Source organism: Mesorhizobium sp. XAP4 (genome assembly GCF_029269325.1).
GTDB lineage: Bacteria > Pseudomonadota > Alphaproteobacteria > Rhizobiales > Rhizobiaceae > Mesorhizobium > Mesorhizobium ciceri.
In genome coordinates this window covers 30,370-56,208 of sequence record NZ_JARIXW010000011.1, presented here as the reverse complement: position 1 = coordinate 56,208, position 25,839 = coordinate 30,370, and the positions used below count along the sequence as shown (strand labels likewise).

Sequence of the window (25,839 nt, the reverse complement as noted above, 5' to 3'; positions counted from 1 at the left end):
TGCCTCAAAAGGGGTACGAGCCTGCCCCGAACAAGCTCTGGAAGTTGACGAGCCCCCCGCTAACTCAGTTGTAGAGAGAGACACACGCAAAGTGCAGACTGGCATCGGGAAGGACAAAACAATCATACAATTCGCGACAGACCCTGTCGACCACGCGAAAATTACCGAACTGCGTGACCGAGAGGCGATCCGCAACTGCCTGTATCGGTACTGCCGCGGGATAGACCGCGCCGATGAGGCGGCGCTGCGTAGCGCATACTGGCCCGAAGCGTATGACAGGCACGGTCCCTATTGCGGACCGGCAGAGGACTTCATCCAATTTGCTCTCGGTCTGCCGGGGCACCGTAACATCCATCAAATCACGAACAGCCTGATCGACTTCATCAGTTCAGCAGAGGCCGCGGTCGAGAGCTATTTCACCGCGCTGCAACGCGGACCGGATACAGACCAAGAAATACGTCAGACGCTGCTTTGCGGCCGTTACTGCGATCTGTTTCAGAAGAGGCAGGACGAGTGGCGAATTGCGGAACGGACAGTCGTCTACGATTGGGTTGAGGAGCAAATCCCGCCAGCGATTCTTGAGGCAGATAGGTTCGGCCAGCGACAGCCGATTGGAGCACCACATCCAGACGATCCCATCTACCAGTTGCTCAAGGGTCACATCCCCACCGACCAAGATGGCGTCGAGGGTCCCCAACTGGGAGCTGCATAAGTGGGTAGAAATGGAGGATGAGCGCCCTACGGGAACGACATCTGTGTGGGGCCGCAACTGGCGGTCACTGCAACGATTTGGCTCGGCCCTTCATTCCGCCCAAGGTTGATGGGCTGAGATCACAAGCGGTCATCGTGGAGAAGCTCTCGTGAAACTGGCAGCACGCACCGTAATCATCACAGGCGCTGCGGGCGGGATCGGCCGTGCCCTGGTCGATATCCTTGCCGCGGACGGAGACACTGTAGTTGCGGTGGACCTTCCGGGCAGTGGTGTGGTTGAACTGGCTCGGGATCTCGGGTCGCCGCACGTCGGTCTGGAGTGCGATGTGTCGCGAGAGAAGGACATGCTCTCACTTTTCGGCCAGGTCGAAGCACGCTTCGCGCAAATCGATGTCCTCATCAACAATGCGGCGGTTGGACCCACGATGGATAGGATCATCGACACCGCTGTCGATACCTTCCGACGCGGCGTGACAGTGAACCTTATTGGGCCATTCGTTATGGCCAGGGAAGCGGCGCGGCGCATGAAGCCGGGCGGTGCGATCGTCAATGTGGCTTCGATGGCGGGCGTGGTCGGCAATCCCAGGCGCAACGCCTACGCAGCCTCGAAAGCTGGCGTGATCTCGTTGACAAAGTCCCTTGCATGCGAGTGGGCTATGCGAGGAATCCGCGTCACGGCGGTGGCGCCGGGCTCCGTCCGCACCCCAATGGTCACAGAACTGGCACGCGCTGGCAAAATGGACCTCGCGGCGATACGCCGCCGCGTGCCGATGGGGCGCTTGGCTCGCCCCGACGAGATCGCCAGGGTCGTGCGTTTTCTGAGCAGCACGCAGGCGCGCTACATCACCGGCTCGGTGCTGGCAGTCGACGGAGGCTGGATGTCATTCAACCAGCCGGGGGATGCTCACCCGCCGGTGGATGGTGCGCTCCAAGCCGAGCTCTCCTGTCCGGCCGAATGCACAGATGCGCGAATCGTGCTCGTCACCGGTGGCGCAAAAAGCATTGGCGCGGCCGTCGCTCGCCGCTTTGCCGCGAACGGCGACACCGTCGTGATTGCTGATAAAGATGGCACTGCAGCGGCAGAGCTGGCTACATCGCTCCCCGGCAAGCATCTGGCGAAATCGCTGGACGTGGCCGTCGAGAGCGATGTGGTGTCGATGTTCGAAGAACTGAGGGGACGCTTCGGGTATATCGATGTTCTGGTCAATAGTGCTGATACCGCCGACAGGATTGTGCCTGCGATCGAGCAACTGTCGAAACAGCTCGAACACGTCCTGGATGTCAACCTTACCGGCGCCTTCACCTGCGCGCGCGAAGCGATCAAGGCTATGCGCCCGGGCGGCGTGATCCTCAATCTCGGGTCGATCGACAGCTTTCTGCCGTTCGCGCCGCGCCATGCCTACGGCGCCTCCAAGGCGGGGATGGATATGCTGACCCGTTGCATGGCGGCCGAACTCGGGCCGGTCGGAATTCGGACAGCCACCGTCGCTCCTGGCCACATCCGCACGCCCGCACTTGCTCAGTTGGCCAAAGCCGGCCGCATCGACCTGACAGCAATCGGACGACGCATCCCCATGGGCAGGATGGGACGGCCAGAAGACGTCGCAGATGCATCGTTCTTCCTTGCTTCGTCTGACGCCTCATACATCAACGGCTCGATCCTCTACGTGGACGGCGGCTGGACCTCGTTCGGTGATGCGGGAAACGCCAGCGAGCTCTATGACGAATGTTTTGCGGAGGCGGCAGGTTAATTGCCAGGCCTTCGCAGGGCGACCGGCCGAGCATTATGAAGCCTCGGCTCCACGACGCACCTGAGGTGCTTGAGATCCAAGCATGCGCATGCCGAGCACATTCCCGGTCGGCTGACGTGTCTATAACGAGGAGAAATCATGGAATTTGCCACTTTCATTCTGGCCGCCCAGCGTGGCTATCACCAATCCTCAGAAAGCGTCATCCGCAACTCCATCGAACAGGCCGTCGCTTCGGAGCAGGCTGGGTTCAACACCGCGTGGTTTGCTGAGCACCACTTCAACAATTACAGCCTCATACCATCCCCGCTGATGATGGTGGCGCACTGCGCCGGCTTGACAAGCACGATTCGCCTGGGCACTGCCGTCTGCGTGCTGCCGCTTTACCAACCGCAGCGCCTGCTGTCCGAGATCGGCTTCGCCGACATCGTTGCGAACGGCCGTCTCGAGCTCGGCGTAGGCTTGGGATACCAGCAGTTCGAGTTCGAACGGTTCGGCGTGGACATCGATGAGGCGCCGGCCGTCTTTTCGGAATACCTGGACATCATTCTCAAGGGCCTCAACCAAAACGTCTTCGAACACGACGGCCAATATGAGAAGATCCCCCCAACAGCGATTTCGGTCCGCACAGTCCAGCAGCCGACGCCGCCTATCTGGATCGCTGGCGGAGCCGCACGGATGGCTCGGGCCTACCGCGAGGGGCACAATTTTTTTGTCACAGCCTTCCACGACGGCTTAGAGACTTTGACCACACTGCGTGAATCAGTCGAGAGGGCGGCGGCATCCGAGGAAAAGAACGTCACCGACGTCAAGATATCGCTGCTGCGCTGCTGCTATGCCAGCCACGACGAGTTGGAGATCAACAGCTATCTCGACAATGCCCGCTTCCAGCGCCGGCTTTCTGAAGCCCTGCATCAGCGCCGCCAACAGAGCCACGATGGCTACCTGCTGCAGGAGACACCGACCCAGCAGGATCTGTCCTTCGAGACCATGCGCAAAAATTTGCCGATTGGCAGCGTAAATCGCGTGATTGATCGCCTGCTGGAAGAGATCGATATCTTGAAACCGGACCAGATCGCAGTTCAGACTCAATTGGGCGACTTCGACCAAAAGACGATGCTGCGCCAGATCGAGCTCTGGGGCGACAAGATCATCCCTGCGGTCAACAAGGCGCTTTGTCATGCCGGAAGCTGAAGCCGGCCGTTACGATGATGGCTGCCTATCCAGCGCGCAATGGCGTGGGTCCGAGCTAGGGAGGAGCTTCGATCAGCATGTGCTGCCCTGCGTACATTCACGTTCGCTTGAGGAGGTCCAGGCGGGCGAGGTGTTGGCGACGGAGGGGACAGGCCTTTCGTCTGTCGAATTGCGTGATGTCTTGGCCGCAACTTTCCCGTCTACCTCCAGCAGCGTATTCGCTTTGGAGGAGTTGAGCGAGCCCGAGCCGGAACTGGAAGAGGAACTGCTACGCCGGCTGCTGCTAGCGCATGCTGCGCCGGCCGACCCGGCGAGCGCCCGCTTGGCCAAGATCATCGCCCGGCGTGCGATGCGCATGGACCATCTTTGGCGGGATCTTGGCCTCTCAAATCGCGCTGAGCTCAGCCGCCTGCTTGCCAGACATTTTCCCGCGCTGGCGGCAGGCAACACAGAAAACATGAAATGGAAAAAGTACTTTTACCGCAAGCTGTGTGAGGCCGAAGGCTTTTCGTCATGCACAGCACCCAGTTGCGGGGAATGCCATGACTTCGAAAGCTGCTTCGGCCCGGAGGAAGTTGAGAGTTGCCTCTCGCCGACCACGAATGTCGGTTAGTCACTTCGCTTGATCGCAGCTGCGGACAAACGCTTATCGCGGCGCCGTCGTATGGAGGAAGGGATGTTCATCGCCTCGCGATATTTGGTGACGGTACGGCGAGCGACATCGATGCCGGTCTCCTTGAGTTGAGCAACGATGTCTTCGTCGGAATGTACCTTGTCGAGCGATTCTTCGGCTATGATTGCCTTGATCCGATGGCGGACAGCTTTGGCGGAGTGCGCATCGCCGCCCTCGCAGGATGCGATTGGCGCAGCGAAAAAATACTTCAGCTCGAACACCCCGCGCGGAGTTAACATGTACCTGTTCGAAGCCACCCGGCTTACCGTCGACTGGTGCATGCCGATCTCGTCAGCGACATTTTTGAGACAGAGAGGCCGCAGATGGGCGGCGCCGTGTGTAAAAAAGGCATCCTGCTGGCGCACGATTTCGGTCGCAACCTTAAGGATCGTCTTAGCGCGCTGCTTGAGACTGCTGATCAGCCAGTTCCCTGTTTCCTGGCAATGGTCGAGAAACGCTTTGCCTTCCGGATTTTGCTTGGTCAGCTGCGAGATTTCGGCGACATAGGTGTGGTTGATCAACACTTTGGGCAGCGTGGCCGGATCAAGCTCCACCCGCCATCCACCTTCGGACTTGGGCATTACCCAGACGTCCGGTACGATGGTTTCCGGCGTCCCGGACTGGAACCGGTCTCCAGGCTTGGGATCGAGCGCGCGGATTTCGTTCCTCATGTCGAGGAGATCCTCCTCGTCGACTCCGCAACGCTGCTTCAATCCCTGAAAATCCCCCCGTGCAAGCATCTCGAGATTGGCGACCAAAGCTGCCATAGCCGGGTCGAACCGGTCTTGCTGGCGCAGCTGAATCTCCAGGCATTCGCTGAGAGTTCGCGCAAAAATGCCCGGCGGATCAAATTGCTGCAAGATTCCGATGACCCGTTCCACATCAGCTTGCCGAACGTTTAACCTCCTGGCCAGATCGAAAAGGTTTACCTGAAGATAGCCAGTGTCCTCCAGATGAGCGGCGAGCTGTCCGGCAATCAGCCGCTCCTGGGGGGTGAACGGGGTGAGGGCGACCTGGCGGGCGACATGGTCGTGCAATGTTTCGGTGTGGGCGGTAAACTCCTCGACGGCAGGTCGATCGTTGCCGCTACTGCGTTGCGACTTCCATTGCCCGCGCCCGCCAGACGGCCCGCCAATGGGCGATTCGCCGATTTCGCTTCTGCTTTGACTGCTCCGCTGATCCACCCCTGGCAGCGGCGAATCGTCGTCAAACGGGTCAGGCTTCAAAACGGGGTTCTTCTCGAGTGCCTGCTGCACGAGCTGATGGAGTTCAGTATGCGTCAATCGCAGCAAGCGAATAGCTTCAATGGCTTGAGGCGATAAGGCCATACGTTGCTTCTGGCGTTGAAGCAGGCTTGCTGAGAGATGCATGTTGAACCGTGATCTGCCGAGGAGGCTCTAGTGTGTGCTTGGGTTGTGTGAGACTTTCCACTTCTGGGTCATGCCGCCGCCTTCAATTTGTCGAGAACGTTTTGCGGGGATGAAACGCCATAGGGGTCCGTCTCGCAGTTGTCACAGAAGCCTTCCTCCTCGAACCACTGCTCCACCACGCCATCGTCGATCAGAGCGGCGTATCGCCAGGAGCGCATGCCAAAGCCCAGATTGTCCTTCGCGACCAGCATGCCCATTTTGCGCGTGAACTCGCCCGACCCGTCTGGGATCAGCTCGATCTTCTGCAGCCCCAAGGACTTTCCCCACGCATTCATGACGAAAGCATCGTTGACCGAGACGCAGTAGATCGCGTCAATTCGCAGTTCCAGAAATTGATCATAGAGTTTTTCGAAATCGGGCAGTTGGAAGGTCGAGCAGGTCGGGGTGAAGGCGCCAGGCAGCGAGAACAGGATGATGCGCTTGCCCCCGAAATAATCGTCGGAGGTCTTGTTCTCCCACCGATAAGGATTTGGCCCCCCGATCGACTCATCGCGAACACGCGTGCGAAAGGTCACGAGAGGAACGTTCTTTCTATAGGTCATTGATTTGCTTCCAGGCCAAAGTGGTACGGTGCATTTTTCGGTTAAACTGAAGCGGCATCGACTTCGGTCGACAGTTCCGGCAGCCTCGCGCCTTGGCGTGGTTGCCTCGGACCGGTCTTGTGCAAGACCGCCCCCGAGCAGGCACGTTCAACGGCGACGAGCTTCCGCGGAGACGGGGAATTTTGCTCGCGTGCTTTATCGAGCTTTGAGAGGTAGGCATGGTCTGCAACCGTGATTTTGACTGCGTTCTATCGACCGAGTCGCAAGCGCCATGCCAATTGACCCGATGCCTTGGGTTCACTTCGGTTTTTGCAGCAACTTTCGTGTTGTGCAGTAATGCCGGTCGATATTATTGCTCAAGCAGCACTGGAAATTGGGTGCGACTCCGTTCGGCAAACCCGGCCTTTGTCCGAAGCCGGACACGAATGTCGGAAATAGCCAAACGCCAGGATCTGGGGCGGGTTAAGAAACGTTACCGTGGGCACCGGCTTCAGCACAATTGCGCCACGCGAGCATGGCTCCCAGCGTCAATGCCGTGCAGCAGCGAGACGAAGTCACTGCAGAATATCAACCTCTGCGAAGTCGTTGAAACCCAGCATGTGCGAGCCGTTCGAGGCGCAGATCAAGGCATGCTCGAGGAAGAGCTCGTGCTCTCGGCAGCAAGTGTTGCGACGTCTGACAAGGATCGTCGCGCTTCAAGGAAAAGAACCTGAATGGTGCACGGCTTGTGAAGGCCGGCGCATGGAAATGGCTGGGCTGATCATCCTCCATGAGGGTTGAATGAAGAGCTGGCCCCTATCTCCCTCAGCTGCAACGGGGGGAGATAGGGCATGTCCGTCTATCGCGCTGGGTAACATTCCTCGGTGATGCAATAAGGGGGAGCAATTTCTCATTTCGGCAGACACGACCCAGCTCTCCTTTCATGCGCTGATTCCCCCAGGGGAAATCGCGACTCCAGGCTTCCTATGCAGCGAATCGCGGTGCTGTCCGATGTCCGACAATGTCGGATGCGGATCGTAGCTGGGCTAGATCCGTCACTTTGCCTCGATGGTTTCCCACTGGCCTTATATCTGCTTCGCCCAAATGCGGCGACATAACCTGTGCGGCATCTGTGAATGGATCGACTTCAATCCAGACCTCGGAGGTCCCGATGCGCGAAGGGAGCTTGCCGATATGACGGCCACCATAGCGAACCACGGTCCGGACGACGAGGGGACTTGGATCGGCGGGCCTGCGGCGCTGGGACACCACCGCCTGGCAATCATCGATATCCAGGGCGGCCGCCAGCCGAGGATGCTCCAGGAGGATGGCCGACCTGACTTGGTGCTCGTCTACTCGGGTGAGACTTACAACTACCGCGAGCTGCGTCAACAGCTGGCCGGCCTAGTCCATCGCATGAACACGAGCAGTGACACCGAGGTGGTGCTGCACCGCCCCCGCGAGTAGGGCTCTTCGGCGGGTACACTTTTTTCACGAAATCCGTGAATGTTTCTCGCGACATCATCCCGCAATCGGTGGTGCAGCGGGTGAAGAGCCCGTATCCGGCTATCCAGAATGCCGCCTACGACAAGATACTACGTACGCGATTCACTGTGATGCTGGACGACCTAGTGCCGGCAGCGGCACCGCTGTTGTCCGTCGACAGGTCCCGCGCTTGCTCGGTGCGACCAACAACCTTAAGCGCTAGGGCGTAACCTGACCCTGCAAGATCTCCTCACCGACTATAAGGTGCGCCTCACGATCTGAGACGATGGGACAGGATGGCTAAGGAGGTGCGCCGTCTTGCATGCCCCGCCAGCGAGGCGAACCCTCTTGGCTACGCGCGCCACCAGCGACGCTCCATATCGTCAGGCCTGCGTCTCATGCTCAGATGAGCCGGTATTTGGCTCTCTCATCAGCAAACCGAGAGAGCCCATGCCAAGACGGAAGCAAGCAAGACGAACGAGCGTCAGAGATATCCTGCGCCTGACCCATAAACAGGGCAGTCCGGTGGGCCAGGTGGCAGAGCAACTGAGGTTCGGCAAGACTTCGGCTTCCACCTATCTGCGGGCGCTGGAGACGGGCTTTCGTGCAGGCCCTGCATGCGGCTTTGAGGACGATGCGATGTTGAAACACCGTCTGTTGCGCCGAATCGGCCGTCGGCCAAACGTTGGGTCGTCATCAGGTTCTCGACAGCTTCCCGGTGTCAAATCCAAACCGTGGTCGGCGATCCCCACCAGGGTGGGAAGGCAGCGCTGATATAGCCGAACGTCGATCAAGTCACGATCAACGATTGCCTCATGTCACATGCCCTGCGGGACTGAAAAACGGAGAAGAACATGTGCGATGCAAAACTGAAGACCGTGCTTTCGCTTTTTTCGCCGGTGGCCAGCAAATTAGATGCTCTCTCGTCCAACGGACCAGCGACGGATGCAAATTGCGTTAAGCTAAATACGAACGAGAACCCGTTTCCGTTGCCGAAGAGCGTAATGCAAAGTGCAATTGCTGCGATCGAACACCAGTATCTTTATCCGGAAGACGACAATCTCAGCTTAAGGGCAGCTGCCTCCGATGCTTACGGATTTTCCAAAGATCAGGTGATTGCCGGCAACGGTTCGTCGGAGCTGCTCGGACTCATCTACAGAGCTTTCCTCGCCCCAGGAGATAGAGTGGCAATGCTCTCGCCCGGATTTTCGTTCAACCGTAAACTTGCCATGTTGCAGGGTGCCGAGTTTCTCGAAATCGCATCGAGCGAAGCTCATCCCCTGCCGATAGAAAAACTGCTGTCCGGCCCCGCAAAAGACGCGAAGTTCATTCTGTTGGCTAATCCGAACAATCCGACCGGAACATTCGTGCCGGTGGCCGAAATCGAACGCCTTGTGGAGCAAGCAGATCGCTTGATCGTCTTGGATGAGGCCTACGTTGACTTCGCACCCGACCATGCCCTGCGCCTCGTCAATAGACATCCGAATCTTTTGATCTTGAGGACTTTTTCAAAGAGCTATGCTGCCGCTGGCGTGCGAGTCGGCTTCGGTTTCGGTCACCCAGAAATCATTGGCAGGCTGCGCAACATCCAGAATGTCTTCAACATGAACGTGATCGGGCAGGCGGTCGGGAAAAGCATTCTTGCGCATCGCCACGCCTACGAAGAGAACCACAGGCACATCAAGCATGAACGACAGCGAGTGACCCTGGCGCTGTTGCAACTTGGCTTTTCCGTAACACCCTCCCACGCAAACTTTTTGCTGGCCCGTGTGCCAGCGGGACAGGAGGGCTCATGCTGGCAAGCCGCGTTGAAAGAGCAGGCGATCCTCATCGCCAGCTTTCCTGACGTAGATTTGAAGAACTGTATTCGCGTCAGCATTGGCACCACAGAGCAGATGGACAAATTCCTTGCTGCCGCCAAACGCGTCTGTATGAGCTTTAAGAAGAATCGCGGTGTGCTCAAGCATGAAGTCGATTCACATCAAGCACCAAGTAATGATATGTCGTGAGCTATGCTGATTAGCGAATAAATATAGGTAATTTGGAGAACAATTAATTGAAGAAAATTTCCGCTTCGGGCCTGACCTTCGGCATCTTCGATCATCTGGACGAAAACGGCGATGACATCGCACAGCAATATGCAGATCGGCTGAGCCTAGCAGAAGCGTGCGATGGCTATGGCTTTTATGCGTATCATCTCGCCGAGCACCACTGTACGCCGCATGGCAGAGGTCCATCACCGAATTTGTTCTTAGCGAGCGTCGCCCAGCGAACCCGCAGTCTTCGTGTTGGTCCCATGGTAATGCTACTTGCGCTCTATCATCCGCTGCGTGCCTTCGAGGAGATCTGCATGCTTGATCAGTTGAGCGGCGGCAGGCTTGAACTCGGCATAGGGCGCGGCTCTGCTCCCACTGAATTGGGATACTTCGGGGTTGCTGTAGAAGCAGCACCAGAACAGTATGCGGAGGCCAGTGAGATTCTCATCAATGCGATGAAAGGCGGGACGCTTTCTTATCAGGGCCGCCACTTTGAGTTGAAAGATGTTCCGCTGACGTTGAGACCTCACCAATATCCCCATCCGCCGACATGGATCGCCACCAATCGACCCGAGCCGGCTAGCTGGGCCGCTGCGAATGGGGCAAACATCGCCTGCGTCGGACCTTCCACTTCTGTTCGCAGCGTTACCGACGCGTTCCGCGCCGCCCGAATTCACGATGCTGACATTGGCCAGCAAGCGCCATTTCTTGGATTGCTCCGAATGGTGGTGATAGGGCGTTCTGAAACAGATGCGTATTTGCTCGCAGCACCTGCCTATGAACGATGGCTCAATAGCTTCAAATTTCTATACGAACTAAATGCCATTTCCACTCCACCAAACTTGCCTTTGAACTTCGATGCAGCAATTGAAAGTGAATTGTGCGTCGTGGGAACGGCAGATTCTGTCCGAAAAGCTCTCCTTGATCAGCTGGAAGAGGCAGGTGCTAATTATCTTCTGTGTCAACTGGCATTTGGGGATTTGCCGCTGGATGCCTCACTATACACCGCATCGGCCATTCGATCCGAAATCATGGCTCGAGTTGCCGCATCGTGAATCCGTCGTGTGATTGGAGGAGCAGCGGCAGCGCTGCTCCTCATTGCGAAACGGTTGTGGGGGCCGGACTCCTGTGTCAGGTGTAAACCATTGGAGCACGTCCTATCTGATGCAGGTCATATCCTGCGGCTTTGAAGTAGTTGGCACATTCGGCTGGGGTGAAGAGGTCGACGACCGCGCCGAGGCGTCCTGACCTTGCCCCTCTGATCTAATCCGGTTTGAAGTTCGTTCTGGCCCATCCAGAGGACCAGGACATGAAACGCAGCCGCTTCTCTGAAGAGCAGATCATCGGAATTTTGAAGAAACACGAGGCCGGGGTATCGGTTGGCGATCTGTGCCGCAAGCACAGGGTCAGCGACGCCTCGATCTACAATTGGAAGGCCCGCTTCGGCGGGATGGATGTCACCGAGGCTCGGCGACCTGAAGGCGCTGGAGGACGAGAACACGCCCCTGAAGCGGCTTCTGGCCGACGCCATGCTCGACAATGCCGCGTTGAAGGACCTTGTGGGAAAGAAATGGTGACGCCCGCCGCCAAGCGGAAAGCTGTCGCTCGCCTGAAGGAAGGCTTCGGGATGAGCGAACGGCGGGCGTGTAAAGCCATCGGCTGTTGCCGCACGACGGTTCGCTACCAGACCAGCAGGCCGGACGACCGCGAGGTTCGCGAGCGGATGAAGGCCGATCGCGCAGGAGCGTCGCCGGTTCGGCTACCGGCGTCTTCTCGTGATGCTGAGGCGGGAGGGCCTGGTCGTGAACCACAAGAAGCTGTTCCGGCTCTATCAGGAGGAGAAGCTCGCCGTTCGCCGCCGTGGCGGCCGCAAACGGGCGATCGGGACCAGGGCGCCGATGCTGGTGCCGCTGAGGCCCGACGAGCGCTGGTCGCTCGACTTCGTATCGGACCAGCTCACCGACGGGCGCCGCTTCCGCATCCTGGCCGTCGTCGACGACTGCACGAGCCGGTGCCTGGCACTCATCGTTGATACGTCTCTCTCGGGCATGCGGGTTGCCCGCGAATTGGACCGGCTCATCACCGAGCGGCGCCGGCCCAGGATGATCGTCAGCGACAATGGCAGCGAGTTCACCTCGAACGCCATCCTCTCCTGGGCGGATCAGAACCGCGTCGAATGGCATTACATTGCGCCCGGCAAGCCGATGCAGAATGGCTTCATCGAGAGCTTCAACGGCCGACTGCGCGATGAACTGCTCAACGAGACGCTGTTCACCTCGCTGGCTCAGGCGCGCGTAGCCATCGCCCTGTGGCACGCCGACTACAACACCGCGCGGCCGCACTCCCAACTCGCCTGGCAGACACCGGCCGAGTTCGCCAGCACCTTCAATCCGCGACGGTCGCTCGCGCTGCGCTATGCCAAAGGCTCCGCGCCAGCGCCCGTCGCTTCACCCGCCCAGCAGGGCACAACCCACGCCGGAAACGAACTCAAAACTGCTGGGGCAACGTCAGTCCAATAGAGCCTTGATGGTTATCTCGGCCTTTGCTCGCAGCAGCGCCTTAGGTTGGGCGAAGGCGTTCTCAATCGGATTGAAGTCGGGACTGTAGGGCGGCAGGTAGAGCAGGCTCGCCTGCGGCCTCAATCGCGCCGCGCAGGGTTCTCCAGGCGGATGTCGCCAATGTCAAATTTGCTGGCATCCATGTCGCCCTCGCTTTCTGGTTCGAGATCGGAAAATCGCCGAATAATCAGCACATCAACCTGCGCCTGAAGGAGCTCACTGCCACTTTCGGCTGGCGGGGTGTGCCGCCCCACAAATAGAATATCAATTGTCGTGCCAACCGCACAAGCGAAGGCCAGAAAGCCAACATGTGTTCTGCGGCTTAATTGAGAGTCAGCCGATGTCGGCCGAACATCACCTTGTCTCGAAGTCGACGATCCGACAGCAGGTTGCGAAAGTTGGCGCGATGCGAAACAAACTGCTGAAGCGCTCAACTTTTATTGATCACGCGTGTTGGACGCGACGCACTCCCGTTCCAATCGGGCTGAGCGCAAATTCTCCCGGTTCACAAAACTGAGTCGCTGGAGTAGTGGGGGCGCAGAGAAATCTCCGGTCGCAGCCTTACCCGGTCAAAACAAGGATATCAATGATGAAGACTCTCGCCGTCTGCTCTGGCGGATTGGACTCCGTTTCCCTTGCTCACATGGTGGCAGCGGAGCACGAACTCACCGGCCTTCTATCTTTCGACTATGGCCAACGGCACAGGAAGGAATTGGGCTTCGCCGCTCTTTGCGCGCAGCGACTGAAGGTCCCGCACCAGATCATCGACATCGGCGAAATTGGCCGTGGCCTTTCCGGCTCAGCGCTGACTAGCAGTATCGACGTGCCGGACGGCCACTACGCCGAAGACACGATGAAGATTACGGTGGTGCCGAACCGCAATGCCATCATGTTGGCAATCGCCTTCGGTCTCGCCGCCGCCCACAGCGCCGAAGCGGTGGCGGCGGCCGTGCATGGTGGGGACCATTTCATCTATCCCGATTGCCGTCCGGCCTTCATTGAAGCTTTCCAGACAATGCAAGACCGCGCGCTCGACGGCTATGCGCAGATACGCCTCTATGCACCGTATGTGAATCTCGGAAAAGCTGACATTGTTGCGGATGGCGCAAGATACCGCACCCCGTTTGCTGAGACCTGGTCCTGTTACAAGGGCGGCGTGCGTCACTGCGGACGATGCGGGACCTGCGTCGAGCGGCGCGAAGCGTTCCATCTCGCCGGGCACGCTGATCCCACCGACTACGAGGACGCCGATTTCTGGCTTGAGGCGCTGCGCAGGAGGCGCGCGTAATGTTCCACATCAGCAAGGAATTCCACTTCTCGGCCTCGCATCAGCTCACCTCCTTGCCTCCCAACCATCAATGCGCGCGCCTGCACGGGCATAACTATGTCGTCGTAGTGGAGCTGTCGGCCAAGGAACTGGACGCCCACGGCTTCGTGCGCGACTATCACGATCTGGCGCCGCTCAAACGCTACATTGACGAGAGCTTCGACCATCGGCACCTCAACGACGTGCTGGGACATGAGAAGGTCACGGCGGAATGCCTGGCCAGACATTTCTATGAATGGTGCAAGGCACGTCTGCCGCAGACCGCGGCCGTGCGCGTTAGTGAAACACCGAAAACTTGGGCGGAATACCGTCCGTGACCGACATGCATCCCGCAATCCGTGTGAGCGAGATATTCGGGCCGACTATCCAGGGCGAGGGCGTGCTCATCGGCTTGCCGACGGTGTTCATCAGAACCGGCGGATGTGATTATCGCTGTTCATGGTGCGACAGCCTTCACGCGGTGGACAATCAGTATCGCCATGAATGGCTACCGATGCCGATCGATGCCGTGTGGCAAACCGTCCATGCGCTTTCCGGCGGCAGGCCGGTTATGGTCTCCTTGTCAGGCGGCAACCCGGCCATTCAGCCGTTCGGTCCCCTCATAGAACGAGGCCATCGCGAGGGCTATCGTTTTGCACTGGAAACGCAGGGTTCCGTGGTGAGGGAGTGGTTTGCGGATCTTGACGTGCTGACCCTTAGCCCAAAGCCGCCGTCCAGCGAGATGACGACCCGTTGGGCTGCGTTTGATGCATGCCTCGAAGCGGCGCAAGAGAAGCCGCAAATCGTGCTCAAGCTCGTCGTTTTCGACGAGAGTGACTATGCCTACGCCAAAGAAGTCGCGGCCAGATATCCGCACCTTCCGATCTATCTGCAACCCGGTAATCACACTCCGCCGCGCCCTGGCAGTGAAGACGCCTCTGTCGACTTGGACGGAATAATGATGCGAATGGAATGGCTTGTCGAAAGGGTGACTAGCGACAGGTGGTTCGAAGCCCGCGTGTTGCCGCAGCTGCACGTTCTGCTTTGGGGTAACAAGAGGGCGGTCTAGTCTGCGGCTTGCGTCGCACCGGAAGGCCGGGCTCGACGGCTTGGCAGGCTCTCTTCGCGTGCCGAGTACAGCCGAGCTTTGTTCGCGTCAGCGGTCTCGCGATTGTGCGGCTGGAAACTGCCCGGACACCCCGCTGCCGGCGTGTGTCACCTTGACTCCGATGAGCTGTCGTCACGCAAAGTTGAAATCCGCAAGAACTGGCCTTCTCGCCCCACCTGCTCCGTCGCAAGCACGTCATCCCCTCATCCTTGTCCAGCTCTTATCGATGTATCTCATTGTCCGGCCTGACGCACGACTGTCAGACACCAGAACGCCCAAAGGGGCTGGCCCGCCGGTCAACGGCAGCTGCTAAACAGAACGCCGATGTGCATGGGAATGCATCCATTGCGCAAATGCCTTCCATAAAGAAGATCGATTTCCTCACTGGCCCAACGTGAAATATAGCAACGTTTTCGTGGCGTCGTCGGCTGCGTCGGGAGTAGCGATGAAAACGTATTGGGGTCGCCTGCGTCTCCTTGGGCAGCGAGTGTAAAGTATAGCGATGCGGCCTCCGGCGCGAACGGCAGCCGCGCAGTGATCACCTTCGCCTGTGCCTTTGCGGCGGGGGTCAAGCGCTGGTCTGCTCAAATTTTTTTATCGTTTAGCTGGTTGAAACTGCCCCCCTTGCGGGCTGCAGAAGCCGGCCAGCCGAGAAACGGCAGCCGCACTTATGAAAGCACGCCAAGGCATGCGGGCATCTATCAGTTGCAAAGGACAATACTGGCCGCGCCGATTGGCCATCACGCGTCCATTAGGGCAGCCACCAACATCAGTTCGCAAGAGGAGCAAAAGTAATATGTATCGTCGTCACCTGATCAAAGGGTTGGTTGCGCTCGGCGCATGCCGGATTTGCGTTCAAGCCGCCCAAGCGACCAGTGCCCATTGGGGGTACACCGGTCCGGTCGGACCGGAGCACTGGGCTGATCTGGATAAGGAAAATTTCGTATGCTCTGCCGGCACGCAGCAATCGCCGATCAATATCAACAGCGCGGTCAAGGCGGATATCCCGCATATCGCCATCGGCTGGCACAAGGGCGGCGGCAATATGGTGAACAACGGCCACACCATTCAAATCAATATGCCACAAGGCAGCACGCTGACCCGCGGCGATCGTGTCTACGAACTGGTACAGTTCCATTTCCATGCGCCAAGCGAACATCACGTGGCGGGCAAGAGCTTCCCGATGGAGGTGCATTTCGTTCACAAGGACACGCAAAGTGGTACTCTGGGCGTGCTGGGCGTCTTTTTAACGCCCGGCGTGACAAATGCCAGCTTTGCTGCCCTTGCTGCGGCCTTTCCCGAACTGCCGAATGGGGAGGTGACGATCGACGAGGTGAATCCCAACTGGCTTCTGCCAGCCTCGCTTGGCTATTGGACTTATGAGGGCTCACTGACGACGCCGCCGTGCACCGAAAACGTCGAGTGGATGGTGGCGATGGAACCGGTTGACGTTGATCCGGCAGACATCCAGCGATTTGCCTCACTCTACCCGTCGAACGCGCGCCCTATTCATTCACCCAATCGACGCTTCATCCTGCGCCAGAGTTGAGCGCCGCCCCAGCGGTTCCGCACGGTCCAACATTCTTGGCACAAGTTGGCGCGAAGCCTCCTCTTCCGGTCTGGCGGTCTGACGGCGCTCCCCAAGCTGGCTAGTCTAAATGATAGGGATTCGGTGCCGACACCACTCGTCCCAAAGACGTCGCGGCGAGGTCTGCAACCCGGCAATCACACGCCGCCCCGCCGTGGTAATGAAGACGTCTCTGTCGAGTCCGACGGAATATGATGCGCATGGAATCGCTGGTCGAAAAGGTGACCAGCGACAGGTGGTTCGAAGCCCGCGTCTTGCCGCAGCTGCACGTTCTACTCTGGGGTAACAAGAGGGTGGTGTATACCTTCTCCTAGCTTCGCCGCCAACTACTCGGTTTTCCGAATTGCTCTCTATATTCTTGAAGACGATGCGTTCGTTAAAGACATGTGCTGCGCACCTGGTGTAAAAGCTGCTCTCATCATGCAGAGGTCAAGCCAGTCGGGCTCATCCGAGGCTATGGCCGTGAGCACTGTTCAGTTCGGCAGAGAGGGCGCTTTTGTACACACTTTGCGATCGTGGCGGCCCCGTGGGCAGATCTGCAAGCTGCCGCGACACTAACCTCTCGAAGCCCGCCCGCCCGCCTTTCGTGCAGCTTCCTCTGAACAAAACCACCGCTCGCCCTTCAATAGGTTGATGCGTGTCTCCCAGTAAGATTCCTGTCCAAGAACGTGATAATCTTCTTGCCAGTGTTGTAGCTGATGTTGCCCTTGATGCCGCAGCCTACCGCGGCGGGACCAAACTCAATGGCAAGCAGGCCGGCTAGGATCGTGCAGCCAGTCGCGAGCCTCGCCCACAACGGGGTCTCACGCGCATGAGGGCGCCGACCATGGGTTCGGCGGTTCATACGCGTATAACACGTATCTTTCTGAAAAAATCAATGCTCTCGGCTAAGCTACTGAATTATTTGGCTTCCATATAGCGCGTCGGCGGAACCAACTTGTAGACGGGCTATGAAAGGTTAAGCGCGGATGTCTATCGGCCGCCGGCGTTCCCGCTCTGTAAGCCTGCCTGAACTACCCGCGCCGCGGTCAAGCCCCAGGCTCCTGCTCATCCAGCGACCGCCCGATCAATGGCAGGCTGGAAAGACAAGAGCCGATGTCTTCCGATGGTCTCGCCATCAGCTTTGGGCTAACTTCCCCATTCTCCCGCTTCGAGCTCGACACACGGCGGTGTGGATGGCGCACGACAATCTGTGTCGGCTTTGTCGTGTCCGTGACAGACGCCTGAAAGGCCCGTTCGCGCGTTTTGCCGCCGTCTAAGCGGCTGGAATTTAATGACAAAGTTTCTTCTGGGATCGGCCGATCACGCTGGTACGCTTTTTGCGATGCTTGGTGTGAGGCGGCACGAGCTGCCTATCGGCACTTGTGTCGCGGGCAGTCGCGATGATTAGAACGAAGGAAGGAAAGCTATTATGTCAGGTCTGCGTCAGATCGCCTTTTACGGAAAAGGCGGCATCGGCAAGTCCACCACGTCCCAAAATACGCTCGCTGCCCTTGTCGACCTCGGGCAGAGAATCCTCATCGTAGGATGCGACCCCAAAGCCGATTCCACACGCTTGATCCTGAATTCGAAAGCTCAGGATACCGTCCTGGATCTCGCCGCACAGGAAGGTTCGGTGGAAGACCTCGAACTCCAGGACGTGCTCAAGGTGGGCTACAGAGGCATCAAGTGCGTGGAGTCCGGCGGCCCCGAGCCGGGTGTCGGTTGCGCCGGCCGCGGCGTCATCACCTCGATCAATTTCCTCGAGGAGAATGGCGCTTATGACGATGTCGATTATGTCTCCTATGACGTCCTCGGCGACGTGGTATGCGGCGGCTTCGCCATGCCGATCCGCGAAGGCAAGGCCCAGGAGATCTATATCGTCATGTCCGGCGAGATGATGGCGCTCTATGCCGCCAACAACATCGCCAAGGGCATCCTCAAATATGCCCATTCGGGCGGTGTGCGGCTGGGCGGGCTGATCTGCAATGAACGTCAAACCGACCGCGAACTCGATCTGGCCGAAGCACTGGCTGGCCGATTGAATTCCAAGCTCATCCACTTCGTGCCCCGCGACAACATCGTCCAACATGCCGAACTCAGGAAGATGTCGGTGATCCAGTACGCGCCGGACTCAAAGCAGGCAGGGGAATACCGCGCTCTGGCCGAGAAGATCCACGCCAATTCGGGCCAGGGTACGATCCCGACGCCGATCACCATGGAGGAGCTGGAGGAGATGCTGCTCGACTTCGGCATCATGAAGACCGACGAGCAGATGCTTGCCGAGCTTCACTCCAAGGAAGCGGCGAAGGCGGCGGCCCAGTAGTGACATTAGCGCTGCCATGAATCGGCGCGCCTTGCAGAGAACGGCGCCTATTCTTTGAGGCGTCACCCAACCTTGAAAGGGGGACTCATGAGCCGGGAATACGAGAATGACGGTGCTCTTCATGCGAAGCTTATCGAAGAGGTGCTGTCGCATTATCCCGACAAGGCGGCGAAGCGCCGCAAGAAGCACCTCAACGTCGCAAAGAGCGGCAACGAGGCTGGCGGGGAAAGCGAGGTCCTTTCCGAATGCGACGTCAAATCGAACATCAAGTCCATTCCCGGGGTGATGACGATTCGCGGCTGTGCATATGCTGGTTCGAAAGGCGTGGTGTGGGGGCCAGTCAAGGATATGGTCCATATCTCGCACGGCCCGGTCGGCTGCGGCCAATATTCTTGGTCGCAGCGCCGCAACTACTACGTCGGTACAACGGGCGTCGACACGTTCGGGACAATGCAGTTCACCTCCGATTTCCAGGAGAAGGACATCGTCTTCGGCGGCGACAAGAAGCTGGAACAGATCATTGACGAGATTGAAGTCTTGTTTCCGCTCAACAACGGCATCACCGTGCAGTCCGAATGCCCTATCGGCCTGATTGGCGATGACACCGAGGCCGTTTCTCGCAAAAAGACCAAGGAGTATGACAAGACGATCGTGCCGGTACGCTGCGAGGGCTTCCGCGGCGTCTCGCAGTCGCTTGGCCACCACATCGCCAATGATGCAATCCGGGATTGGGTCTTCGACAAAAAGGATGTCAAGTTCGAGGCCGGCCCCTACGACGTCAACGTCATCGGCGACTACAATATCGGCGGCGATGCCTGGGCCTCGCGCATACTGCTTGAGGAGATAGGGCTGCGCGTGGTTGGCAACTGGTCGGGTGACGCCACACTCGCAGAGATCGAGCGCGCCCCGAAGGCTAAGCTCAATCTTATCCACTGCTACCGGTCGATGAATTACATCTGTCGGCATATGGAGGAAAAGTATGGCGTCGCCTGGATGGAGTACAATTTCTTCGGTCCCTCCCAGATCGAAGCCTCTCTGCGCAACATAGCCAAGCATTTTGGGCCGGAAATCGAGGAGAAGACCGAAAAGGTCATTGCCAAGTACAGGCCGCTTGTTGATGCGGTCATCGCCAAGTACCTGTCGCGCCTGGAAGGAAATACCGTGATGCTCTATGTCGGCGGCCTGCGCCCCCGCCACGTCGTCACGGCCTACGAGGACCTCGGCATGGTCATCGTGGGCACCGGCTATGAATTCGCCCACAGCGACGACTATCAGCGCACCGGCCACTACGTGAAGAACGGCACGCTGATCTACGATGACGTGACCGGCTATGAGTTGGAGAAGTTCATCGAAGGGATTCGCCCAAATCTGGTCGGCTCGGGAATCAAAGAAAAATACCCGGTGCAGAAGATGGGCATACCGTTCCGCCAGATGCATTCCTGGGATTATTCAGGCCCGTATCACGGCTACGATGGCTTTGCCATTTTCGCACGTGATGTGGATCTCGCCATTAACAACCCGGTCTGGGACCTATTCCACGCGCCTTGGAAAAGAAGCCGGGGCGATGAGCGGGCGATGGCTGCCGAATAAACATTTGCTTCAGCCCCAGTCTCCCACTGAGACGGTGAACTCCCGCGGCCTCTGATCCGCCGGAGCCTGGAACGTCTTGACGTCCTGAGCTGCCGTCCCGCGCAGCCAGATGCAAAAGAGGTAATCATCATGCCGCAGTCGGCTGAAAAAATTCTCGATCACGCTCCCCTGTTCCGCGAGCCGGAATACAGAAAGATGCTCGCTGAGAAGAAGCTAAACTTCGAATGTCCGCACCCCGATGAAATCGTTTCCGATCAGCGCGATTTCACCCAGACGTGGGAATACCGCGAAAAGAACCTCGCCCGCAAAGCGCTTGTCGTGAACCCGGCCAAGGCCTGCCAGCCGCTAGGTGCGGTATTCGCTGCCGCCGGCTTCGAGCGAACCATGTCCTTCGTCCACGGCAGCCAAGGTTGCGTCGCCTATTACCGCTCGCACCTGTCGCGCCATTTCAAGGAGCCTGCCGCGGCGGTCTCCTCCTCAATGACCGAGGATGCGGCGGTGTTTGGCGGCCTGAAGAACATGGTCGACGGGCTCGCCAACACCTACCAGCTCTACGACCCCAAGATGATTGCCGTGTCGACGACCTGTATGGCAGAGGTCATTGGCGACGACCTGCACAGCTTCATCCAGAACGCCAAGGACGAAGATTCAGTCCCGCGCGACTTCGACGTGCCCTTTGCCCACACCCCGGCCTTCGTTGGCAGTCATGTCGACGGCTATGACAACATGGTCAAAGGCATTTTGGAGCACTTCTGGAAAGGTCAGGAGCGTACGCAAATCGAAGGAACCATCAACATCATTCCGGGCTTCGACGGCTTCTGCGTCGGCAACAACCGGGAGCTCAAGCGCCTGCTCGATGTAATGGGCGTGTCCTATACATTGATCCAGGATGCCTCTGACCAGTTCGATACGCCTTCGGACGGTGAATACCGCATGTATGACGGGGGCACGAAGATCAACGAGGTGAAGAAGGCCCTCAACGCCGAGGCAACGCTTTCGCTGCAGCATCACAACACCCGAAAGACACTGGGCTATTGCGAGGAGGTCGGGCAGGCGACGGCCTCGTTCCACTATCCGCTCGGCGTTCAGGCGACGGACGAATTCCTGATGGAGGTCGCGGCGATTTCCGGCAAGGAGATTCCCGAGGCAATTCGCCTCGAGCGCGGCCGACTGGTAGACGCCATGGCGGACAGCCAATCCTGGTTGCATGGTAAGAAATACGCCATCTACGGTGATCCCGACTTCGTTCACGCAATGGCCCGCTTTGTCATGGAGACCGGCGGCGAGCCAACCCATTGCCTCGCCACCAATGGCACCTCGGCATGGGAAGCCGATTTGAAGAAGCTGCTAGCATCCTCGCCTTTCGGCAAGGCTGCCCAGGTTTGGGCGGGCAAGGACCTGTGGGCGCTGCGCTCACTGCTCTTTACCGAGCCGGTGGACCTTTTGATCGGCAATTCCTACGGCAAGTACCTGGAGCGCGACACCGGAACACCGCTGATCCGGCTGATGTTTCCGATCTTCGATCGGCACCATCATCACCGCTTTGCGCTCTTTGGCTACCAGGGAGCGTTGCGCGTGCTGACGACGATCCTCGACAAGATCTTCGACAAACTCGATCGCGAGACGAGCAAGACGGGTGTGACGGATTATTCCTATGACCTCACGCGCTAAGAGCCGTGGCCGGCTTTTCGCCGAAGCCATTCCTTGCCCAATGGACTGGGGAGGCTGAGCAATGTCCTCCCTCAGCGCCAAAATCAAGGACGCCTTCGATGAGCCCGCCTGCGATAAGAACCGTGGCAAAGATGCCAAGGCGCGCAAGGAGGGCTGCTCGAAGTCGCTGACACCAGGGGCGGCAGCCGGCGGCTGCGCCTTTGACGGAGCCAAGATCGTCCTGCAGCCGATCACCGACGTTGCGCATCTGGTCCATGCGCCGCTCGCCTGCGAGGGCAATTCTTGGGACAACCGTGGTGCGGTTTCGTCAGGGCCGACCTTGTGGCGGACAAGCTTCACGACCGACCTCACCGAACTCGACCTTGTGATGGGGCAGGGCGAGCGGAAACTCTTCAAGGCGATCCGCGAGATCAAGCACACATACGCGCCGCCGGCGATCTTCGTCTACTCGACTTGCGTAACGGCGCTGATCGGTGACGACATCGAGGCCGTGTGCAAACGCGCCACGGAAAAGTTCGGTTTGGCCGTGGTGCCGATCAATGCGCCTGGCCTGGCAGGCTCCAAGAACCTCGGCAATAAGCTCGCCGCCGAGGCGTTGCTCGATCATGTCATCGGCACGGTCGAACCCGACGACCCCGGACCCTACGACATCAACATCCTTGGCGAATTCAACCTCTCGGGCGAATTCTGGCTTGTAAAGCCGCTCCTCGATCGGCTCGGGATCCGGGTGCGCGCCTGCATTCCTGGCGATGCGCGTTACCGCGACATTGCTTCCGCGCACCGCGCCCGGGCGGCAATGATGGTGTGCTCGACCGCGCTGATCAGTCTTGCCCGCAAGATGGAGGAGCGCTGGGACATCCCGTTCTTCGAGGGCTCCTTCTATGGCATCTCCGACACATCGCAAGCTCTTCGAAACCTTGTCAGGCTGCTGGTGAGGAAGGGCGCCGATCCGGAGATCCTCGAGCGCACAGAGACGCTGATCGCGCAGCAGGAGGCGATCGCGTGGAAGAAACTCGAATCCTACCGGCAAAGGCTCCAAGGCAAGCGCGTGCTGCTCAACACAGGCGGTGTGAAGTCCTGGTCGGTTGTCCATGCGCTGATGGAGATCGGAATCGAGATCGTCGGCACCTCGATCAAGAAATCTACGGTGCAGGACAAGGAGCGCATCAAACAAGTTCTCAAGCACGACAAGCACATGTTCGAATCCATGGCTGCGAGCGAGCTGTACGCCATGCTCTCTGAACACAGGGCCGATATCATGCTGTCGGGCGGTCGCACGCAATTCATTGCGCTCAAGGCCAAGACGCCCTGGCTCGATATCAACCAGGAGCGCCAGCATCCTTATGCCGGCTATGACGGCATGGTGGAACTCGTACGCCAGATCGACCTCGCCATTCACAATCCGATCTGGTCTCAGGTGCGCCAGCCGGCCCCGTGGGATTGCCAGCCTGAGCTGATAGGCGAATTGCCGTGCACGAGGAACGAGACCGCGTACCTGTTTGATGAATTCGCCTGCGCGACGGCACACGAGTGTTGAGGCGGCCGATGGCCCGCATCCTTCCCCAGAGCAAATCGGCGGCAGTCAACCCGCTGAAGTCGTCGCAGCCGCTGGGTGCCGCCTTTGCCTTTCTTGGCGTCGACGGTGCGATGCCGCTGTTCCACGGCAGCCAAGGCTGCACAAGCTTTGCGCTCGTTCTCTTCGTGCGGCACTTCAAAGAAGCGATTCCCTTGCAGACTACGGCGATGGATGAGGTGGCGACCATCCTCGGCGCAGCCGACCATCTGGAAGAGGCGATCCTCAACCTCAAGAACCGCACGAAGCCAACGCTGATCGGGGTGTGCACGACCGCGCTGGTGGAGACGCGTGGCGAAGATTGCGCGGGTGATATTGCCAACATCAAGCGGAAGCACACGCAACAGCTTGCGGGTACGGAGGTCGTGCTGGCCAACACGCCGGATTTTGACGGCGCGATCGAAGAGGGCTGGGCCAAGGCAGTCACCGCAATGATCGAAGGGATTACGCGCTCGGGCGAACGGGCGCGGCACCCGAAGAAGATCGCAATCCTGCCCGGATGCAACCTCTCTGTCGCCGACGTCGAGCATATGCGGGACATGGTTGAAAGCTTTGGGCTCAAGCCGGTTATTCTGCCCGACATTTCAGGCTCGCTCGACGGTACGGTTCCTGACCGCTGGGTAGCGACCACATACGGCGGCACCAGCGTCGAAGACATTCGCGAGTTGGGTACGGCCATGCGATGCATCGCCATCGGTGAGCACATGCGCCGCCCGGCGAAAGCGCTGCTCGGGTTGACCGGCGTGCCTTACGTGTTGTTCCAGTCACTGACTGGGCTGCAGGACACGGACCGCTTCGTGTCGCTGCTGTCTTCGATTTCGGGCGCGGCGGTACCGGCCCGCGTGCGCAGGCGCCGGGCGCAATTGCAGGACGCGATGCTCGACGGACATTTCCATTTCGGCGGCAAGAAAATTGCCATCGCTGCCGAACCAGACCAGCTGTTCCAACTTGCAACCTTCTTTGCTGGTCTCGGCTCCGAGATAGCCGCGGCCGTCACAACGACCGACAGGTCTAAAATTCTCAAGAAAGTCCCGGCGGTTTCGGTTCAGATCGGCGATCTCGGCGATCTGGAAAGTCTTGCCGTCGGTGCTGACCTGCTTGTCACGCATTCGCACGGGCGCCAAGCATCGGAGCGGCTCGGAATTCCGCTCATGCGCATCGGGTTCCCGGTCTTCGATCGACTAGGCAGCCAGCACAAGCTCGCAATTCTCTATCAGGGCACCCGCGACATGATCTTCGAGGTCGCCAGCATCTTCCAGGCCAACCAACACGCGCCCACTCCTGAGGCGCTTGATCCACTCCGTAATCGAGAAATATCACGATGAACGCTGTTCGCCGCCTCTCGCTGGTCAGTAATGAGGTTTTCGCCCCGATGCCTGAACGACGTAAGGGCGCATTGCGCGTTGCGATCGCCACTCAGGACATGCAGGACCTCAATGCCCATTTCGGGTCGGCCAGGCGCTTTGCTGTCTACGACGTGACGCGCGAGGAATGGAATCTCGTAGAAGCCGTGGCCTTCGATGACGTGTCCGATGAAAGCGGGGAGCATCGGGCCGAGCGCGATGATCGCATCACGCCAAAGGTGGATGCGCTCAAGGGCTGTCAGATCCTGTTTTGTCTGGCAATTGGCGGCCCTTCGGCAGCCAAGCTTGTCGCGGCAAAAATCCACCCGATCAAAGTGGCGGAGCCCCAATCGATCCCACAGGTGCTCTTGCGCACGCAGATGATGCTCAGGACGTGTCCTCCGCCTTGGCTGCGCAAGGTGCTGGCGCGAGCGGGCATTGCCGAAAAGAAACCGTCCTTCGAGGACGAGGACTGAAAAGAGGAGGACGCCAATGCCTGACCCCGCAATCCCCCCAGCTGTCGCCGAAGACGAGGCGGCTCTTTGCACCCCGTTCGTCAAATGCCTCGTGCGGCTGATCCGTTCTCAGGATTCCTATGGCTCGTGGGAACGCAAAGCGGACGCTGAGCTGCTGGGCGACTTCATTATTACCAAGGAACAGCGCCGAGGGATCCCAATCATCGGAGATCCCGATCCCGACGTGCTGTGGAGGCTCGACAAGTACTACGCCGCCATCGGGCTTGCGATCGAGGAGCGCTGCGGCCTTATGGCATCGCCGATGATCCAGGTGAGCCATGAGGGTTTTGGTCGGGTGCTTTTCACGACCGGACGGCTGGTCGTTTTGTCCAAAACGCTGCGCGATGTCCACCGGTTTGGCTTCGAGACGCTCCTGAAGCTCGCCACGGCCGGTACGAAGCTGGTCGACGATGCGATTTCAGTCATCGAAACCTTTCCCCACGTGGCGCTGGCATGATGGGCGCGATTTTCGAGAAAGGCCATC

Annotated in this window: 22 protein-coding genes and 3 pseudogenes; 21 read left to right on the top strand and 4 right to left on the bottom strand. The window is 58.9% G+C overall.

What is annotated here, in order from left to right:
* The first annotated feature begins 124 nt into the window (after positions 1-124).
* The 4 genes from P3C39_RS31215 (at position 125) to P3C39_RS31200 (ending at position 4,266) form a co-directional block, all read left to right on the top strand.
* Complete coding sequence (locus P3C39_RS31215) at positions 125-712, top strand: nuclear transport factor 2 family protein (protein WP_245463580.1); 588 nt, start codon at positions 125-127, stop codon at positions 710-712.
* Positions 713-860: 148 nt separating this feature from the next.
* Positions 861-2,462: an SDR family oxidoreductase gene (locus P3C39_RS31210; RefSeq protein WP_063169384.1), complete on the top strand. Its 1,602-nt coding sequence runs from the start codon at positions 861-863 to the stop codon at positions 2,460-2,462.
* A 138-nt stretch (positions 2,463-2,600) separates the two neighbouring features.
* Complete coding sequence (locus P3C39_RS31205) at positions 2,601-3,653, top strand: LLM class flavin-dependent oxidoreductase (RefSeq protein WP_024505249.1); 1,053 nt, start codon at positions 2,601-2,603, stop codon at positions 3,651-3,653.
* Entirely contained in the window at positions 3,640-4,266 is a 627-nt protein-coding gene (locus P3C39_RS31200) for a nitrogen fixation protein NifQ (protein ID WP_024505250.1), read from the top strand. Before P3C39_RS31205 ends, P3C39_RS31200 begins: the two co-directional genes overlap by 14 nt.
* On the opposite strand, the gene rpoN is transcribed toward P3C39_RS31200, so the two are convergent.
* Both rpoN and P3C39_RS31190 read right to left on the bottom strand, forming a co-directional pair.
* Positions 4,263-5,696 (bottom strand): RNA polymerase factor sigma-54, encoded by a 1,434-nt coding sequence (gene rpoN / locus P3C39_RS31195; RefSeq protein ID WP_275954936.1) that lies wholly within the window; start codon positions 5,694-5,696, stop codon positions 4,263-4,265. The two genes, P3C39_RS31200 and rpoN, sit on opposite strands and share 4 nt — an antisense overlap.
* 68 nt (positions 5,697-5,764) lie before the next feature.
* On the bottom strand, positions 5,765-6,298 hold the full coding sequence (locus P3C39_RS31190) for a peroxiredoxin (RefSeq protein WP_024505252.1): 534 nt from the start codon (positions 6,296-6,298) through the stop codon (positions 5,765-5,767).
* Positions 6,299-7,471: 1,173 nt separating this feature from the next.
* Here P3C39_RS31190 and P3C39_RS31185 point away from each other — a divergent pair.
* From P3C39_RS31185 to P3C39_RS31170, 4 genes and pseudogenes are all read left to right on the top strand, one after another.
* Positions 7,472-7,744: a hypothetical protein gene (locus P3C39_RS31185; RefSeq protein ID WP_206523012.1), complete on the top strand. Its 273-nt coding sequence runs from the start codon at positions 7,472-7,474 to the stop codon at positions 7,742-7,744.
* Between the two features lie 872 nt (positions 7,745-8,616).
* Entirely contained in the window at positions 8,617-9,771 is a 1,155-nt protein-coding gene (gene hisC / locus P3C39_RS31180; RefSeq protein ID WP_275954935.1) for a histidinol-phosphate transaminase, read from the top strand.
* A gap of 47 nt (positions 9,772-9,818) precedes the next feature.
* A complete protein-coding gene (locus P3C39_RS31175; protein ID WP_095484287.1) occupies positions 9,819-10,853 on the top strand; it encodes an LLM class flavin-dependent oxidoreductase in 1,035 nt (344 codons plus the stop codon).
* A 254-nt stretch (positions 10,854-11,107) separates the two neighbouring features.
* Positions 11,108-12,317, top strand: a pseudogene (locus P3C39_RS31170) (IS3 family transposase).
* A 6-nt stretch (positions 12,318-12,323) separates the two neighbouring features.
* Here P3C39_RS31170 and P3C39_RS31165 read toward each other — a convergent pair.
* Positions 12,324-12,453 (bottom strand): annotated as a pseudogene (locus P3C39_RS31165) (transposase); the annotation flags it as partial.
* Positions 12,437-12,790 (bottom strand): hypothetical protein, encoded by a 354-nt coding sequence (locus tag P3C39_RS31160; RefSeq protein ID WP_275954942.1) that lies wholly within the window; start codon positions 12,788-12,790, stop codon positions 12,437-12,439. The gene P3C39_RS31160 and the pseudogene P3C39_RS31165, both read right to left, overlap by 17 nt.
* A 155-nt stretch (positions 12,791-12,945) precedes the next feature.
* Between P3C39_RS31160 and queC the strand changes: the two genes are divergently transcribed.
* From queC to P3C39_RS31095, 13 genes and pseudogenes are all read left to right on the top strand, one after another.
* Positions 12,946-13,644 (top strand): 7-cyano-7-deazaguanine synthase QueC, encoded by a 699-nt coding sequence (queC, locus tag P3C39_RS31155; RefSeq protein ID WP_275954934.1) that lies wholly within the window; start codon positions 12,946-12,948, stop codon positions 13,642-13,644.
* On the top strand, positions 13,644-14,000 hold the full coding sequence (gene queD, locus P3C39_RS31150; RefSeq protein ID WP_063169374.1) for a 6-carboxytetrahydropterin synthase QueD: 357 nt from the start codon (positions 13,644-13,646) through the stop codon (positions 13,998-14,000). The genes queC and queD overlap by 1 nt, the downstream gene beginning before the upstream one ends.
* A gap of 5 nt (positions 14,001-14,005) precedes the next feature.
* Entirely contained in the window at positions 14,006-14,731 is a 726-nt protein-coding gene (gene queE / locus P3C39_RS31145; protein ID WP_164752747.1) for a 7-carboxy-7-deazaguanine synthase QueE, read from the top strand.
* A gap of 573 nt (positions 14,732-15,304) precedes the next feature.
* Positions 15,305-15,565: a hypothetical protein gene (locus P3C39_RS31140; RefSeq protein WP_275954933.1), complete on the top strand. Its 261-nt coding sequence runs from the start codon at positions 15,305-15,307 to the stop codon at positions 15,563-15,565.
* Position 15,566: 1 nt separating this feature from the next.
* The gene (locus tag P3C39_RS31135; RefSeq protein WP_275954932.1) at positions 15,567-16,319 is read left to right on the top strand and encodes a carbonic anhydrase; all 753 of its coding nucleotides are present in this window, start codon (positions 15,567-15,569) and stop codon (positions 16,317-16,319) included.
* 162 nt (positions 16,320-16,481) lie between these two features.
* Positions 16,482-16,672, top strand: a pseudogene (locus P3C39_RS31130) (7-carboxy-7-deazaguanine synthase QueE); the annotation flags it as partial.
* A gap of 1,097 nt (positions 16,673-17,769) precedes the next feature.
* A complete protein-coding gene (gene nifH / locus P3C39_RS31125) occupies positions 17,770-18,663 on the top strand; it encodes a nitrogenase iron protein (RefSeq protein WP_024505261.1) in 894 nt (297 codons plus the stop codon).
* An 87-nt stretch (positions 18,664-18,750) separates the two neighbouring features.
* The gene (nifD, locus tag P3C39_RS31120; RefSeq protein ID WP_024505262.1) at positions 18,751-20,253 is read left to right on the top strand and encodes a nitrogenase molybdenum-iron protein alpha chain; all 1,503 of its coding nucleotides are present in this window, start codon (positions 18,751-18,753) and stop codon (positions 20,251-20,253) included.
* A gap of 129 nt (positions 20,254-20,382) precedes the next feature.
* Positions 20,383-21,924, top strand: coding sequence for a nitrogenase molybdenum-iron protein subunit beta (gene nifK, locus P3C39_RS31115; protein ID WP_275954930.1), 1,542 nt, complete (start codon positions 20,383-20,385; stop codon positions 21,922-21,924).
* A gap of 61 nt (positions 21,925-21,985) precedes the next feature.
* Positions 21,986-23,461 carry a nitrogenase iron-molybdenum cofactor biosynthesis protein NifE gene (gene nifE, locus P3C39_RS31110; RefSeq protein WP_095489376.1) on the top strand — a complete coding sequence of 492 codons (1,476 nt, stop codon included), beginning with the start codon at positions 21,986-21,988 and terminating at the stop codon, positions 23,459-23,461.
* Between the two features lie 8 nt (positions 23,462-23,469).
* Positions 23,470-24,822, top strand: a complete 1,353-nt coding sequence (nifN, locus tag P3C39_RS31105) for a nitrogenase iron-molybdenum cofactor biosynthesis protein NifN (RefSeq protein ID WP_275954929.1) — start codon at positions 23,470-23,472, stop codon at positions 24,820-24,822.
* The gene (nifX, locus tag P3C39_RS31100; RefSeq protein ID WP_126097324.1) at positions 24,819-25,316 is read left to right on the top strand and encodes a nitrogen fixation protein NifX; all 498 of its coding nucleotides are present in this window, start codon (positions 24,819-24,821) and stop codon (positions 25,314-25,316) included. Before nifN ends, nifX begins: the two co-directional genes overlap by 4 nt.
* A gap of 16 nt (positions 25,317-25,332) precedes the next feature.
* On the top strand, positions 25,333-25,812 hold the full coding sequence (locus P3C39_RS31095) for a NifX-associated nitrogen fixation protein (RefSeq protein WP_024505267.1): 480 nt from the start codon (positions 25,333-25,335) through the stop codon (positions 25,810-25,812).
* Positions 25,813-25,839: the final 27 nt, after the last annotated feature.

Excerpts from the sequence above, each read along its gene's own strand:
- P3C39_RS31205 (WP_024505249.1), top strand. The coding sequence starts at position 2,601 with ATGGAATTTGCCACTTTCATTCTGGCCGCCCAGCGTGGCTATCACCAA.
- P3C39_RS31200 (WP_024505250.1), top strand. The coding sequence starts at position 3,640 with ATGCCGGAAGCTGAAGCCGGCCGTTACGATGATGGCTGCCTATCCAGC.
- rpoN (WP_275954936.1), bottom strand. The coding sequence starts at position 5,696 with ATGCATCTCTCAGCAAGCCTGCTTCAACGCCAGAAGCAACGTATGGCC.
- P3C39_RS31190 (WP_024505252.1), bottom strand. The coding sequence starts at position 6,298 with ATGACCTATAGAAAGAACGTTCCTCTCGTGACCTTTCGCACGCGTGTT.
- P3C39_RS31185 (WP_206523012.1), top strand. The coding sequence starts at position 7,472 with ATGACGGCCACCATAGCGAACCACGGTCCGGACGACGAGGGGACTTGG.
- hisC (WP_275954935.1), top strand. The coding sequence starts at position 8,617 with ATGTGCGATGCAAAACTGAAGACCGTGCTTTCGCTTTTTTCGCCGGTG.
- queC (WP_275954934.1), top strand. The coding sequence starts at position 12,946 with ATGAAGACTCTCGCCGTCTGCTCTGGCGGATTGGACTCCGTTTCCCTT.
- queD (WP_063169374.1), top strand. The coding sequence starts at position 13,644 with ATGTTCCACATCAGCAAGGAATTCCACTTCTCGGCCTCGCATCAGCTC.
- queE (WP_164752747.1), top strand. The coding sequence starts at position 14,006 with ATGCATCCCGCAATCCGTGTGAGCGAGATATTCGGGCCGACTATCCAG.
- P3C39_RS31135 (WP_275954932.1), top strand. The coding sequence starts at position 15,567 with ATGTATCGTCGTCACCTGATCAAAGGGTTGGTTGCGCTCGGCGCATGC.
- nifH (WP_024505261.1), top strand. The coding sequence starts at position 17,770 with ATGTCAGGTCTGCGTCAGATCGCCTTTTACGGAAAAGGCGGCATCGGC.
- nifD (WP_024505262.1), top strand. The coding sequence starts at position 18,751 with ATGAGCCGGGAATACGAGAATGACGGTGCTCTTCATGCGAAGCTTATC.
- nifK (WP_275954930.1), top strand. The coding sequence starts at position 20,383 with ATGCCGCAGTCGGCTGAAAAAATTCTCGATCACGCTCCCCTGTTCCGC.
- nifE (WP_095489376.1), top strand. The coding sequence starts at position 21,986 with ATGTCCTCCCTCAGCGCCAAAATCAAGGACGCCTTCGATGAGCCCGCC.
- nifN (WP_275954929.1), top strand. The coding sequence starts at position 23,470 with ATGGCCCGCATCCTTCCCCAGAGCAAATCGGCGGCAGTCAACCCGCTG.
- nifX (WP_126097324.1), top strand. The coding sequence starts at position 24,819 with ATGAACGCTGTTCGCCGCCTCTCGCTGGTCAGTAATGAGGTTTTCGCC.
- P3C39_RS31095 (WP_024505267.1), top strand. The coding sequence starts at position 25,333 with ATGCCTGACCCCGCAATCCCCCCAGCTGTCGCCGAAGACGAGGCGGCT.